General features: G+C 63.3%; 10 protein-coding genes. 3 read left to right on the top strand and 7 right to left on the bottom strand.

Going from position 1 to position 14209, the window contains the following annotated elements:
- Positions 1-34 precede the first annotated feature (34 nt).
- Positions 35-1387, top strand: a complete 1353-nt coding sequence (locus VIG32_08410) for an MATE family efflux transporter (GenBank protein ID HEY8298027.1) — start codon at positions 35-37, stop codon at positions 1385-1387.
- Between the two features lie 8 nt (positions 1388-1395).
- Here the strand turns inward: VIG32_08410 and VIG32_08405 are convergent, their stop codons facing one another.
- Positions 1396-1818, bottom strand: coding sequence for a DUF4383 domain-containing protein (locus VIG32_08405; protein HEY8298026.1), 423 nt, complete (start codon positions 1816-1818; stop codon positions 1396-1398).
- Between the two features lie 150 nt (positions 1819-1968).
- Here VIG32_08405 and VIG32_08400 point away from each other — a divergent pair, with 150 nt between their 5' ends.
- Positions 1969-2415 carry a DUF4149 domain-containing protein gene (locus VIG32_08400; protein ID HEY8298025.1) on the top strand — a complete coding sequence of 149 codons (447 nt, stop codon included), beginning with the start codon at positions 1969-1971 and terminating at the stop codon, positions 2413-2415.
- Here VIG32_08400 and VIG32_08395 read toward each other — a convergent pair.
- From VIG32_08395 to VIG32_08370, 6 genes are all read right to left on the bottom strand, one after another.
- A complete protein-coding gene (locus VIG32_08395) occupies positions 2402-6490 on the bottom strand; it encodes a hypothetical protein (protein HEY8298024.1) in 4089 nt (1362 codons plus the stop codon). The two genes, VIG32_08400 and VIG32_08395, sit on opposite strands and share 14 nt — an antisense overlap.
- Entirely contained in the window at positions 6490-7200 is a 711-nt protein-coding gene (locus VIG32_08390) for a hypothetical protein (GenBank protein ID HEY8298023.1), read from the bottom strand. Before VIG32_08390 ends, VIG32_08395 begins: the two co-directional genes overlap by 1 nt.
- Positions 7197-7850: a hypothetical protein gene (locus tag VIG32_08385; GenBank protein HEY8298022.1), complete on the bottom strand. Its 654-nt coding sequence runs from the start codon at positions 7848-7850 to the stop codon at positions 7197-7199. The genes VIG32_08390 and VIG32_08385 overlap by 4 nt, the downstream gene beginning before the upstream one ends.
- 21 nt (positions 7851-7871) lie before the next feature.
- Positions 7872-8660 carry a DUF916 domain-containing protein gene (locus VIG32_08380; protein HEY8298021.1) on the bottom strand — a complete coding sequence of 263 codons (789 nt, stop codon included), beginning with the start codon at positions 8658-8660 and terminating at the stop codon, positions 7872-7874.
- A 66-nt stretch (positions 8661-8726) separates the two neighbouring features.
- The gene (locus tag VIG32_08375) at positions 8727-9407 is read right to left on the bottom strand and encodes a hypothetical protein (protein ID HEY8298020.1); all 681 of its coding nucleotides are present in this window, start codon (positions 9405-9407) and stop codon (positions 8727-8729) included.
- A gap of 58 nt (positions 9408-9465) precedes the next feature.
- A complete protein-coding gene (locus VIG32_08370; protein ID HEY8298019.1) occupies positions 9466-12636 on the bottom strand; it encodes a hypothetical protein in 3171 nt (1056 codons plus the stop codon).
- A 139-nt stretch (positions 12637-12775) separates the two neighbouring features.
- Between VIG32_08370 and VIG32_08365 the strand changes: the two genes are divergently transcribed.
- Positions 12776-14110, top strand: a complete 1335-nt coding sequence (locus tag VIG32_08365; GenBank protein HEY8298018.1) for a flagellin — start codon at positions 12776-12778, stop codon at positions 14108-14110.
- Positions 14111-14209: the final 99 nt, after the last annotated feature.

Genomic DNA, 14209 nt, shown 5'->3' with positions numbered 1-14209 from the left:
GGCCGATGCGGCTCGCGCGAGGAGCGCCCGGATAGTGGCGACCTCCATGCTCGTCGACCATCGCAATATAGGCGCCGCGTTCCGGCGCCTTTCTGTTCCGCTTGCCGTGGCGCAACTCGGCGATCAACTGCTCGGTATCGTCGATACGATCGCGATCGGAACGCTGGGCACGGTCGCGCTGGCGGGAGTAACCGGCGCGAGCGCGATTTTCATCACGGTCATCTTCGCGATCGGCGGTTTTTGGAGCGGCCAAGGCATCATCGCGGCGCAGCGCGTGGGCGCGCACGATATCGACGGCTTTGCCAAAACCGTTCGCGCCGGGTTCGTCGTGCCGTTCTTTTGCGCGGTCCTCGCAGCGTTTCTAAGCCTCGCGCTCGCGTTGCCGGCCATGCATCTGCTCGTCGGTCATCTCGCCAGCGCTCGTGCCGGCGCGACGTACCTGACGTTGCGCTGCTTCTCGCTGATCCCGATCGCGGTCTCGGGTTCGCTGATCACCGGTCTCGGCTCGGCCGGCAATCGCAAACTGGGGATCCTCGTACTCGTCGCCATCAACGTGGTCCACATTCCGTTGCTCTTCGTGCTCGCACTCGGTCTGGGGACGCACCATCCGCTCGGCATCGTCGGTGCCGGCATCTCGTCGCTGCTCTCGGAGACGATCGGCGCGCTGTGGGCGATCGGCTACGTGCTGCGCCGCCCGATCTATCGCATCTTTTCGAGCCTTACGATCGATCTGCGGCTCGCGCTGGAATGCGCGCGACTCGGCTTACCCGAATCGGTCTTCCTGCTCGCGGTGGTTCTCCCGGACGTTTTCATCATCGGAATGCTCGCGCCGTTCGGCGCGGCCGCGATTGCCGCGTTTCGCGCGCTCACGGTCGTCTCCGATCTCACGTTCGTCGTACCGAGCCCGTTGCAGGCCGCCACGCAGACGGTCGTCGGACAACGTTTGGGTGCGCGCGACGTCGCCGGCGCAAAAGCGTTCTTCTCGCGCGCTCGACGAGTCGCGTTTTGGATTACGACGTGGACGGGGGTTGGTGCGGCGATTTTCGCGTGGCCGCTCGCGTATATCTTCACGCTCAATGCGGCCGTTGCGTCGGTCGCCGCGCTCCCGCTGGCGTTTCACATGACGACGCTGCCCATCAAAGGGTGGGCGATGGTCTCGATGGCGCCGATTCGCGCGTCGGGCGACACGCGCTTTTCGATGATGATCGGACTCGTGACGAGCGCGCTCGTCCTACCGATCGCCTATCTCTGCATCGTGGTACTGCGCATCGGGCTGTGGGGCGTGCCGATCTCGTGGATTCTCGCGTGGACGGCGCGCGCGATACTGACGGCGATCAAGCTGCGCGACGAGTCCTGGACTCGCCGCGCGCTGGTCGCCGTCAGGTAACGCATTAGCTAGACGGTTACGGTGTTTTCCGTAGCCGCCGCGCTGTAACCAAAGTAGAACGCAACGATCGCGGTGATCAGATGCAGGCCGGCATCCCAGCCGAAGAGCGGCACGAGCCCGAAGACGGTGTTCGTCGCCGGGATAATACCGAGAATAAAGAGCACGACGAAGATCCATCCGTTCGCACGGAAGAAACTCTTTCCGGCCATAACCGACCCGGCCGCACCAAGCGCCCAGATGCCGATCACGATGTGCACGATGCTGTGCAGCCAGTTCACCGTGAAGACGCCGAGTTCGTTATTGTAAAACTGGCCGAGCGCCAGATGTGGATAATCCGCCGGAACGGGCGGTGAGATTCCCGGAATGAAGCCAACGATACCGACGATGATATAAATGATCCCGAAGATCCGAGCCGCAAGGCGTATTTGCATTATCGCTCCTCTCGCTAGTTCGGCAGGGCCGGCATGGCAGCGGCCGGTTGCCTCGTTTGATTGCTTTGTTAACAAAGGAGTTCCCTGCCGACCCCACCGGTAAACGCGGCCGACGGGTCCGAGGGTGCGTTTCGTGCAACGCTCACGCTCATGTTCTCGTCGATACGGTTGCTCGCGTTAGGAGTTTGGATTGGCGCGATGCTCGGGTTCGCTTTCGTCTTCGCGCCGATCGCCTTCCACACGATCGGGCCGACACCGCAATTCGCCGCGACGATCGCCGCCTGCGTGGAAGCGTTAACGAGCGCGGGATACGTCCTGGCCGCCATCGCGGCGCTGGCTTCGCTGCCGCAGTTTCGTTCGCATCCGCGCACCTGCGTCGCGGTCATCGCGCTGCTCGCGATCATGACGCTGCTCGGCGCCTACGAAACGCACGCACTCGTGCCGCTCATGCAGCACACGGCATTACAAACGCCCGCTTACGACGCACTGCACCGCCGGTCGAGCGGCGTTTACAGCGCGATCTTGCTCGCCGGAATCGCCGCCTTCATCGTCGCCGCCGCATCGCGAACGGCCCGGCGCGCCGCTAGTTCGAGATGAACGTGTAGGTGAGAATCGAGGTATTCGGCGCGGTCGTCCCGCCGGAGATTTGGACTTTAAGGTTGTTGACGACGTCGTAAGGCTGGCGCCGCGGTGCCACGCCCGCACCTGTGTCGACGAGTTGGGTACCGTTGCCGGCGGTGGGAATGACCGTGAAGACGGTCGAGTCGAAATTCATTCCGCTGCCGGCCGAGCTGTGCGAGAGATCGACCATGTGAAGCAACTCGTTCGAAGGTGGCCCCGGCGCGTTGGCGGGATTGTTGTTCGTCGAGACGTACAGCTGCCAGCCGATCGGGTTGGCGGCGTTCGTAAAAACGCTCACTTGTACGACGTCGGTTCCGGCGTTGGACGTTCCGTTCGCGATGTTGCCGAAATCCAGCAAATTCGTCGCCTGAATGTACGTGCACGCGCTGGTGCAGCTCGGTGAGGCCGTGCCGCCGCCGCCCAGAGGGCCAGGGTCGGCGCTCGGCCATACGGAGATGCCTAGTTGCGCGGAGAGAACGACCTGCAAGTCGGTGTCGCTAAACCAATTCTCAGAGGCGTTGATCGCGCCGTTGACAACTGCGGGAAATTTGGCGGTTTGATTGACTTCGTATGGCGCCTTCATGGCGAAGGTAACATCCAACTTGCCGCCCGGCGAGATCGTGCAGGCCCCTCCGGAGTTCACCAGCGTGATATTTCCATTTGCGGAGCCGCCGGTCGGGTTCGCATACGTTGCGGCGCAGTGCGTCCAGCCGCTGCCGGAGAGCGTGGGCGCCGACGTGATCTGCCAGCCTTGCCCCGTGCCGCCGTTATCACGTGCGTCGGCGCCCGACGTATCCAAATACGGAATGGTCACGACGGCAGAGGTAATGTTGTTGCCGGCGCTGCTGGTGTTATCGATTTCGTAGACGAACGTGTTGCCGAACGTGCTGTTGCTGTCGGCACCGATTTGCGGCGTGGTGTTGCTCGGCACGGCCGAAGGCGCGCCATAGCTGCCGACCTGCACGAAGCCCGAGGTCGCGGCAATCGAGGTCACGTTCAAGGTGAAGGCGTGTCCCTTTGACCAGCCGTTCCCGTTTGCGCCGTGCGCGTACATCGTCGCGGCGATCGTGCCGGGCGTATTGCCGACGTTGAACGGCGCGTTGAATGCAAAGCTCGTTCCCGGCGCGAGTGCGTTCTGTTCGACCACCTGGCTGCAGGCGGGCAGGGCCGGCTTGACCGGCGGGGGATTCTGCGAAGGACCGTCGGCGGTAACGAACTGCGACGCGCAAACGCCGAACCAATAGTCGGTCGTCGCGCCGCCGAAACCGGGCCCGCTGCCTAAATACTGCCACGTTCCCGGCGAGATTCCGGCGAACGTCGCCGGATTCACGACGCCGTTGGGCAACTCGATCACGACCGCGTCGACGTAGTCGGGATACGGATCTTGCGCGATCGTCGTATTCTGCACGGCAACGTTGACGACGTTGTTGGTTCCCGTGCCTTCGGATTGCGGCGTGAACACGGGCGCGATCAATCCGCCGTCTAGAGAGTACGACGCCACGGCGGTTGAGTCGACCGGGCTCGCCACGCCGACGAAGACGTTTTGCAGCCCGCTGGGCGTGAGCGAAACCGGCGTCGGCTTGTAGGCTTGAACCGTGAAATCCGTGTAGGCGAACGAAGACGGCGGATCGTTCGCAACGTCGAGATAAATCGTCTGCGTGCCGTTGACCGGCGGTATGCCGGTGTTGGGATTGAGCGGCTTGAGACAGATCGATCCGTTCGGCGGCAGTCCGGCCGGGCAGTTCGCGGCATCCACCTGCCACTTGGTCGGGCTGTTGGGATCGACGCTTACCTGCACGTTGTAGCCACCGGTTTGATACCCCGGCGGAAAGACCACCGCGATGCCGGTCATCTTCCCGGCACCGGCGCTGGACGTGTCGGAAATCGTGACCGCATAGACGTCGTTTAACGATCGCGACTGCGGGAACGGCTCGTTGGTGGAATAGAGCGCGCCGCTCCAACCGGCGATCTGGCGCGGGTAATACCCATGCTGTTCTTCACCGGCGGCCCCGCCGCCGACGTATCCCACGCCCGAGTTCGTAACGCCTAAACGCGTGACGCTGGCGGTTCCCGAGTCCGTGTTCGCGCCGCTATTGGTAAAAAAGACCGGATTGCTCGATGCGGCGTTATTCTTTTGCGACCACGCCAATCCGTCGGCCGGTAAAATTGCGGTCACGCCCGTACATCCGCCGGTACACTGCCCCGCGCCGCCGACGTTTTGGAAGGTAAGATTCGAGAGTTGAATGGATGCGTTTACCGGCAGGCTTTGGCTTGCCGTGATGGGGTAAAGCGCGAGTCTCGAGCCTGCGGTATTGCCGGCCCCCAGATTCGTAAGCGTGACGTTCCAGCTTTGGCCGGCCGAATCGACAACCGTTTCGCTCGTGACGCCCCCTGGAAGCGCAATCGTTATGCCTTTTCTGCCGGTGTCGAAGTAGACGCCGGCCAGCGGGTCGCCGTTTCCGACGCCGTAATAGGTATCCCCATCGTTGGTGAATTGCAGACCGGCGGGCGTACTCGCGCCGTTCGGTAAGACGAGCGCGGTCCCCGTGACGGCCGTCCCCGCCGCGTTCGTGAACTGCGTGAGCGCGTTGTAGCCGAGAACTTGGAAGGCCTCCGAGACCTGCACGTAGCCGGAGTTCGTATCGTAGGCGTTTACCAGATAGGTATTCGGCGCGTAATTGAGCGGCTGGTAATTATTTAGGAACGTGTCCGTAAGCGAAAGCGCACCGCCGTTCGGGTTCCCGCACGTGACGTCGTACTGGTTGGCGGGTTGGTCGGCGTAAACGCGTCCGTTCGGATCGCTGATCGAGAAGCAGTAGAAATCGCTCGAATTGAGGCCCGACATGTTGATGTTCACGCCGCCGACCGACTGATCGGAGGTATTGTCGAAGGCGAACCGGACGCCGGGAGTTGCGAGCGGATTGGGACCGGGCGACGGATTGGAGCCGGTTACCGGAGTGAGGTTCACGAGCCCCGATCCGCCCGACGTCGTCAGCGCAACTTCGGTCTGCGCGATACGGCGCTGCTGCGTTTTATCCCAAACCACGATCGAGTACGCGGCTGCGAGATACCCGCTCGTGATCGGCCACGCAATCGTAAGCGTCCCGCCCGGCGCCGTTTGCCCCGGCGAGGCATTCGGGTCGCACAACCCCATGTTATTTCCGGGAACGCCCGTCCTGGCCGGCGCGTAGTAGACGCACTGCGGATTGGTCGACGTTTGCTCGATGTACACGACGTAGTTGTCGGTCGCGGGCAGACCCAGTACGTTGATATACGCGTTCGTGGTTCCGGCGGCGGGGATGATGAAATTCGTCGACGGCACGCGCAACGTGTTGTCCGCATACGTGATCACGCCGTTTGCCGATCCGACGGTCAGGTAGACGACCGCAATCCAAACGCCCTGCGTCACGTCGTACTCGCCCAGAACGTACGTGCCCGGATTCGCAAGGGTCACGTTCGACTGCGGTCCGTACACGTTACCGTTCCCGAAGAAATTAACGGAGTACTGGCCGCCGAGCGTCTGCGCTAGGTTGTTGTTCGCGTCGATATAGTAGTTCTGAAGCGTGTCGCCGTCGTGCACGAACGCCTCGACGCCGCGCACCGCAATCGTGCAGCCGACGTTAAAAATTTCTCCCACCGACGAGCCGCAGTTGCTCACTTCCGAATACTGGAGCGTTGCGAACTGCGCCGATTCAGGGCGGCGGATCGACATCGGCATCCGGGCGCGCACGGTGGTGGCCGTGTTCGACGCGTTGCGCCGAGGCAGCACTGCGAGACGTGCCAGCGACTCGGGAACGCCTAATTGCGAGTTCATCATGGCATCCACCGCGCCGACGGGCGTTGGGAGCGCGAGCGGCTGCGACGTCGCGGGGGCGCTTCCCGGAGCAGGCGCAAACGTCGGCCGGACGACCGGGTGGGGAACCGGGAAGTGAATCGGACGCGGTCCCTGCGGGTCGTCGATGGGATGCACTTGGGCGAGCGCCGTCAGCGTCGTCGTAAACGCCAGCACGGCGGCGGCGACGATCCCCAGCACGCGCCGCTTACCGCGCATCAATAGTACAGCGTATACACGGCATTCGTGCTATACGCTCCTCCGGGGACGCTTGCGGGAATGGAAAGAGTGAGATCGACGCAATACGTGTGGATCCCGCCGGCGGACGCCATCGGAACGAACTGCGCCGGATAGACCACAAACGGCGTCGCGGCCGGTTGGGGCGTATTGAGCGTGTCGTACGAATTGTTCGAGAGCGAACTGCCCGGAAACGTGCCGGATGCGAAATCGTTCGAGAGGCCGTCCCGCAGCGTCCAACGCGTGATCGTGGTGTGCACCGTAACGTGATACGCGCAAGGCTGGGTTACGGTCGTGCCGGCCACCGCATTAAAGAGCACGGCGGGCTGGTCCGCATAGAGAAGCGTGGCGTTTGGATCCGGCGTCACTTCGGCCTCGACTTTAACGCCGTTCTGCGCGCCCGGCGGCGGCACCGCAGCGACGAGTACCCCGTCGCCGTCGCGCGCGAGCTGCGCTTCGCTTCCGCCGCCCCGTTGACGCAGCGCCATCCGAACGGAGATGCCGCGATCGCCCGACGAGGATGATGGTGCGTAGACGATCGGGGCCGGCGTCACGTTAACCAGGATGTATACCGAGCGCTGCGAGCGCTGCGATTGGATGAACCCCGCCTCGCCATGCGTGCCGAGCGCCAACCCAATCGCCGCGAGTACGAAGGCGGCCGTCGCAAGACGTAACGAGCGTGCGATCTTCATCGAGGCACCACGGTGTACACGATCCAAACGAAGTAGTTACCGCTGGTCGCTCCCGGCGGCACCTTCAGCTGATAGTCGAAGTAGTAATCCCCGGTCGCGTTCGTCGACGCGTAGGCCGGCGCCGGGTAGGACGCGTAGGTAATGCTGGGCGGAGTGCCGGGCGTTACCGCACCGGCCGTACGAAAAAACGGATAGGCGGGTGAGTACCCGGTGTTGGTGTCGCTCTGCGTAGTGCCGTCCACCGACGGAAGATAGTAGAGCGTTTGGTTGAGGATTTGCGTCGAAGCGTCGCTCGAATTATAAAAGTCCGCGGTGCCCTCGGCGTACACGTTGAACCCGCTGTTGTCGTTGGTGACGACGTTGAGGTGGGATGCGTACTTATACAAGTAGTTCGTGCCGGCGATCACCGGACCGAAATCGACGGCGCCGGCATTCAGACTCGCGTCCGGGCCGTAAACCGGCGACGGCTGCGCGCCGAACACGGCCTTGACCGAGCCGAAGCCCGCGGCATAGTTCGGCGTCAGGGCGATCTTAACGAGCGCCTGCGCGTACCACTTGACGTTGATGTTGCCAGTCGCGGCGCCCGCCGGCACGATCGTCGAAACGATCGCAGCCGCCGCAAACGCCCAGGCGGCAATCCTAGTTCGCACTCGCTCACCTTCCTTTGTGAACTATTGCGTGCCGAAGTTGATCTCGCCACCGGTCATCGTCTTGCCGCCGTAGTCGATCGTCGCGATCGCTTGATATTTGCCCGGCGGCAACCGTTTTCCGTTGACTTCGATGAGGCGATCTCCGCCTCGTTCTACCAGCTCTTGCGATGGGAAAGCCACGCGATCGACGGTCTGTCCGTTCTTCTGCACTTCGAGCTGACCGCGCAGATAGACGTGAGCGTTTCCCAAATTCTTAAAGAGCACTCGGTACAGCTCGCCCGCCGGAGCGGGTGAAGCCGCCATTTTCGCGATGGCGCCGTCGATTTTCACGGTGCCGGGAATCGTCATGTAAATCTTCGTTGCAACGCGTGCCGAAAATGCCACCGCACCCGCGCGGCGCACCGGACGCGTTTGAAAAAATACGATTCCCGCGTATTCGCCGCTCAGGTTTCCGGCCGGCACTGCGAGCGACAGGCGGACCTGTTGCGTCGTGCCCGCCGGCAGATCGAACTCGCGAGGGTTGATCGATGCCCACCGCATCAATGAGTCGCCGCGCGTACCCGTTTTCTCGAATTCGTAATCGCCGTTTTGGGCCAAAGCGAAGTCGATCATCGTCGCCTGCACGTGCGTGGAATTCGAAGTGGAGTTGTGCACGGTGACGGGGACGTTGTACGACGAGCCCGGCGTCATGGCGAGTTCCAGTTTAGCCGGCGAGACGTCGAGGCCGAGACCGTCGGAATGGACGGGGTTCGGCATCAGCGCAAGAGCGCCGATCAGCGTCAAGAAAACGAGTGCGCGGAAGTGTTTCATGCGGTGAGCGGTTCGCTGCAGGACGGCGATGCGCCCCGCAGCGAGCCTATCTCTCTCTTTGCGAGCTTAGTTTGCAACAAGCGTGTAGGTGACCGTGTAGGATTGAGCGCCGCTCGGCGAGGTCGGGCTGAGGATCAATTCGAGATCTTCGCCGACGTTCGCACCGGCCGGATAGGCAGTCGTCGAACTCGCGACCTGCAGGCCCGGAGGAGCCGCACTCGGGAGCGTGGCGGCGCCGGCAGCGCAAGCCGCACCGACGGGAGAAGCCGCGCGGGCCGTCTGCGTCGGACCGGCAGCACCGCTGATGGTTGCGGGGAACGAACCGCCGTTGCCGTTAGCAAACGCACACAGCGTGGCGCCGGTCACCGCGGCGCTCAGCGCCTCGGAGAGGGTCCAGTTCGGCGAGTTCGTTTGGACGAGCGCGTTCACCGCGTTCTTGTACAGACAGCCGGTCGGGTTGGTGAAGTCCGGCGAAACGGGGCCGAAGTTGACGGTTGCCGCAACTTCTGAGCCGGTGCCTGCCGCGGTGCACGAACCGGCACCCGGGTTGGCGTTCGCGAGAATCGCGGGTGCGGTAAGCTGCTGCGCGCCGGCCGCGTCGTAATTGGTTGCCAGGGCGAGGCTCGCCGTGACCGAGGTGTTCCACTTCACCGTGACCGTACCGGTCTTGGTAACGGCAGCGGCTCCGGCTGGTAAGGCCGAAGCTAACAGCGCCCCGAGCGCCGCAAGAGTCATGAGCTTTTTCACGTTAAGTCCTTTCACAATGCGCAATGATGAAGCCATCCGTGGCTCTCAGCGAAAAGCGTTACCTCAAAAGTATCGGCAGGTCGCCCCCTCGCGTTAGCAAGAGACCGCGCAGAGGCTGTTCAGATATCTTTACAGTGAATTCGTAGACGCGACCGGTCAGCGGTCTCCCGAGCTTCGTGACCTGGCCATCCTGCCAGCGAATCTGCGTGCCGGGCGCGACGTCGGCCAAAAATCGCGCGCGCACGCGCACGTATTGGCCGCGACTCGGGTTCGAAGGTGTCATCGAAAACGTGACGAGCGAGATTCGCGGGTCGACGGTAAGCGAGGCCGAGGCCTGCGCCGGACTCTTTGCCGAGATTTCGGCGACCGCTTGCGTGGTGCCGCCGTTGGCATTGACCGGAACCACGATCGTCCCGACCCAATCACTGCGATGTTTGTCGTACGCGAGCGGAAAATTTTTCCCGAACGCGTTGACCGTGACCGCGGTGGCTTGCGCGGTCGTCTTTACGGTGACCGCCGTCGCTCCCGCCGGCGGAAGCGTCGTTTGCGTCAGCGTAATCGTTGACGGTGCCTCGCTGCCCATCAGCGTGAAGACGACGGGCTTCGCCTTATGTCCGATCGTAAAAACGAGTCCGTTGACGTGTTCTTGGCCGCCGAGCGTTACCGCGATCGGCTGCGTGAGGCTCCCGGTCTCCTCCGGCAGCGTCTCGGGATCGACGTCGACGGTGTAGCTTCCAGCGGGCAAGTCGTCCAGCAAAAACTCCCCTTGCTCGTCGGTGATGCCGGCGTGGTCGCCCGGCTCTGCCACCACGTAGGCGTTGAGCACCGGGCCTGCCAGCGCCGGGCCGAGCGACGCGTCGTAGACGAGCTTGCCACCGATCGACCCCAGCGGATCGGCGGTAAAATCGAGCGCGCTCACCTCACCGTTGCGAATCGTCACGCTCTGCTTTAGCGCGCTTGCCGCGAACGAGACGCTCGCGGGAATCGAACTCGGATCGATCGAGACGACGTGCGTGCCGGGACTCAAGCGTCCGAAGCCGTACGCGCCCAGCGATCCCGTCGTGGCAATGCCGGCGCTATCCACGCGCAAGGCAACATCCGCCAACGGGTAGAGCCGGCCTCCCGAATCGCGCCCGAAGACGTGGCCCTGCACCGCACCGTAGTTGCCCAGCCGGAAGTAGACCTGGCCCTGTTGGCCGCCCAAGACCGTGATCGATGCGAACGGCTGATCGGCGGTGATGCCGCGCGGCAGCGACGCCGACTCGAGGCGCACTTGGTGAACGCCGGGGGTCACGAAATTGAATTGAAAGTGCCCGGCGAGGTCGGTTCGCTGCACGTCGTTGTTATCGAGTACGACGACGACGTTGCCGACGCCGTTGTTGATTGCCGAGTTGTAGCTGTAGTTGTTTTGATTGCTCGTGTCGGTGAGGACGCTGCCGCTAATCGTCGCGGGCAGTCGCGGGTCGACGCGGCCCTGCACGCTGCCGTTTCCGATCGCGAACGGCGCGTTGATTTGAATGCCGAATATTCGGGAGCGTCCGTTCGCCGAGGGGTTGAGCGCGTCGCGGGTGAGCGTTTCGCCGAAACTCAAACCCAGCGTCGCCGCCGGCGAGAGGCGCCGCGAGATCGTAAGCAGCGGCGTCGTTTGCACCGCGTCGCTTTGAAACGAGAGCGTACGCGCGAACGTCGTCGTGAAGCTCAGTGCCGTCGGACCGAAGTTGCGGGTAAGCGAAACGTTCCCGGTAGAGATCGTGGAGGATTGGCCTTCGGCGATTTGCCGCGTCACTTGATACCCAAGCGACGAGAACAAGCTGCCGAAACTGCGTTGCAGCTCGCCGCTGAACGTCGAGAGCGCGCTGGTACCCGAAAAACTCGCGGTCGAGCGTTGCTCCTGTGCGCCGAATATGGCGTTCACGTCATGCACGTTGAGCCCGACTTGCAGGCTCGCTCCGCCGAGCCACGCGACTCCAGCGAGCGACTGCGTGCGCTGATCGCTGAAGGTCAGTAGCGAGGTTACGTTGCTGCGTTGAAACGACCGTGCGATCGAGAGCGTCCCCCGGCGCGACACGTTGAGCAGATCCCCCGTGCCGTTTCGCTCGAAGGACTCATCCACGCCGATGCCGCCATTCCCGCCGTTGGTTCGCAGACCGAAAGAGGCCAGGTCGTCGCCCTGGACGGCCCCCGAACCAAACGTGACGAAGCCGTCGGCGATGCGGCGCAACGTCGTTGTAAGATAGAGCTTGTCGTTGCCGTAATCGGCGCGATACTGATACGAGTACGCCTTGGGCGCGATCGTGACGCCGTTGATCGTCAGCGCTCCGGCCTCGATCCCCGGCTGGCGTTCCAGCGCGCCCTCAAAACTTTGGTTGAGCAGACCGCGGTTGTTCGCAAGGCCAAAGAGCAGCGCGTCGATCTCGCCGCCGCGGGTCGAACGCGCTCGATCCATTCCGAACTCGAAGAGCGTGTCGCGTACGACCCGCCGCGCCCGCACGCCGCTCACGTGAGTGACGGCAAAGTCTTCGCCGAACGCCGGTCCGTTGAAAAAGGTCACGTCCCCGCCGCGCAGAGGCAAGACGAAAGCGAGTCCCCGCAGGGTCGTTCCCAGCGGAACTCCGCCGAGCACCGTGAGCGGCTGGGCGCCGTACTGGAGCGCGTACTTGGGCGTGTAGTAGCCGGCTTGTAACTCGCCGAGGTTCGAGAGCGTGGTGGTGATGCCGGCCGGCACGCTGAAGGTGAGCGTGGTGGTCGCCGTGCGGCGATCGATGCGGGCGAGCAGACCGGCATTGTCGGTCGGTGCCCTATAATTGTAGGTGGCCAGCGTTCCGCTGGCAGCGTCGCCGCGAACGCTCTGCTGCACGCGTTCGCCGAGCGAGAGTCCGCCGGTCAGCGTGAACCTCAACGGTCCGCCGCGCCGGGCGCTCGGCGCCGGCGTGTGCGTAGAAGCCGGATTGGGCGTCACCGTAGCCGCTCCCACGCCCGGCGTGAGGGTGGCCCGCGCGCTCGGCTCCGGCGATGGCTCGGGCGTCGCGTCGAAACCGGGAACCGGCGACGGGACGACTTGCGGAAGAACTTGCGCGACGAGCGTGCGCACCGCGGCCAATGGCGCGGCCAGGGCCGTCAGCGGTCGAGCGTTCCAGACGACCCCCGCGAGCACCGAGCTCGCCATGACGGCAATGCCGGCGAACCGGAGCGTAAGCCCCAGCCGGCGCGTATAATTCCGGTCTCCCATGAGTGATTCTTTACTTTCTTCGGACTTGGGAGCGCCGGGCTTGAGGCGGAATCGGAGCGAGAACGGATAAGTTTTCCGGTGGCCGCGCCGATAGGATACCTATCAGGGAAGAGTTTCACGGAGGAAACGTCTCTTACTCATGGATGTGCTGGGAAGCACGGGATTCGTTCTAGGGAACCTCTCTCGTGCACAATCGAACGAACGCAAGGATGTGAATGCGCTGGCCAGCGGCCTGCGTATTTCGTCTGCTGCGGACGATCCCAGCGGTCTCGCGATCGCCGAGACCATCCAGACGAAAGTCTCCGGGCTGCAGCAGGGCGTTGCAAACGTCCAGAGCGCGAATAATCTGCTGCAAGTCGCCGATTCGACGCTTGCGTCCGTGCAGAGTATCCTCCAGCGCATCCACGGACTTATCGTCCAATCGCGATCCGATCTCGTCTCGATCGGCTCGCTCAACAGCATTCAAACCGAGATCGACACGCTATTGCGCGAGGTCAACAAGATCTCCGGCGAGACGAATTTTAACGGCGTTCACCTCTTCGACGGGTCGCTCGACACGAGCCCGCCCGGTCAGAGTTCGACCGTGAAGATTACCTCAGAACCCGGTGCCGACGGCGCGACCCCCAGCTCGACCGTCGTCAACGCCGACGGATTAGGGAATCCCGGTGCGCTCGTGAGCAACGCCAGCGTCTCGACCGCCGGCGGCGTGGCGTCGCTCGTTGAATTTCGTATCTTGAGCTATTCCACGAATCCGGTCGATCCGATCACGGGACCGCTTGGAGTTCCCGGCGTCTACGTGCAAACCGTCGTCTATAGCACCGATCCCGCCTTCGGCGCCGCGCCTCAAAACGTTGCGATAACGGCGGTCCCGACCGATGGAGGTCCGCTTCCGGGGCTGTTCCTCACCTCGCCGTCGGGAACCAAAAACGTTCTGGGCTTCGATCTTGCGAACATCACGCAGGCCGACGTCGGTACCGCGATCACGTTTCTCACCACGCTCGGCTCGAACGCGGGCACGGGTCACGCGCTCGCCGTGAACTCCGGCGGATCCGAAGGCAACGTCGTTTCGATCGCGCTGCCGACGGTCTCGGCCCAGGCGCTAAACGTCGCGGGCATCTCGGTTCTTCCGCCCGGCCTGGTCGACACGTTCAACAATCCCGCCGGCACGGCCGGCAGCAACGTCTATGCGGCCGACGCCGCCGAGGCGCGAACGCAGGCGGCGATCGAACAGATCAGCTCCGCGCGCGCGCGAGTCGGAGCCCAGAGCGTTGCGCTGAGTGAAGATGCGAACAACGCCTCGATTCAGATCGTCAACCAAACCGCGGCCGAAAGCGCGATTCGCGATATCAACGTCGGCCAGGCCACGACGCAGTTCACGCGCGACCAGGTCGTGAGCCAAGTCGCGACCAGCGTTCTCGCGCAGCTGCAAGTCAGCGCCGGAAGCCTCACCCGCCTGCTGTTGCAGACCATTTAAGGGGGCCCGTGCCAATCAATTCTACGGCTCCGATGACCGCGAAGTTTTCGTTCGTCGCGACGTTCAATTAAGACGCGCTACAGAGCCATTGCGGTGAAC

The organism is Candidatus Baltobacteraceae bacterium (genome assembly GCA_036559195.1).
In the GTDB taxonomy this organism is placed as follows: Bacteria; Vulcanimicrobiota; Vulcanimicrobiia; order Vulcanimicrobiales; family Vulcanimicrobiaceae; genus JALYTZ01.
This window is presented reverse-complemented; position numbering and strand designations above follow the sequence as displayed.

What these genes read in the sequence shown, in the direction of transcription:
- VIG32_08405 (HEY8298026.1), bottom strand. Translation starts at nt 1,818, where the DNA reads ATGCAAATACGCCTTGCGGCTCGGATCTTCGGGATCATTTATATCATC.
- VIG32_08400 (HEY8298025.1), top strand. Translation starts at nt 1,969, where the DNA reads ATGTTCTCGTCGATACGGTTGCTCGCGTTAGGAGTTTGGATTGGCGCG.
- VIG32_08395 (HEY8298024.1), bottom strand. Translation starts at nt 6,490, where the DNA reads ATGCGCGGTAAGCGGCGCGTGCTGGGGATCGTCGCCGCCGCCGTGCTG.
- VIG32_08390 (HEY8298023.1), bottom strand. Translation starts at nt 7,200, where the DNA reads ATGAAGATCGCACGCTCGTTACGTCTTGCGACGGCCGCCTTCGTACTC.
- VIG32_08380 (HEY8298021.1), bottom strand. Translation starts at nt 8,660, where the DNA reads ATGAAACACTTCCGCGCACTCGTTTTCTTGACGCTGATCGGCGCTCTT.
- VIG32_08370 (HEY8298019.1), bottom strand. Translation starts at nt 12,636, where the DNA reads ATGGGAGACCGGAATTATACGCGCCGGCTGGGGCTTACGCTCCGGTTC.
- VIG32_08365 (HEY8298018.1), top strand. Translation starts at nt 12,776, where the DNA reads ATGGATGTGCTGGGAAGCACGGGATTCGTTCTAGGGAACCTCTCTCGT.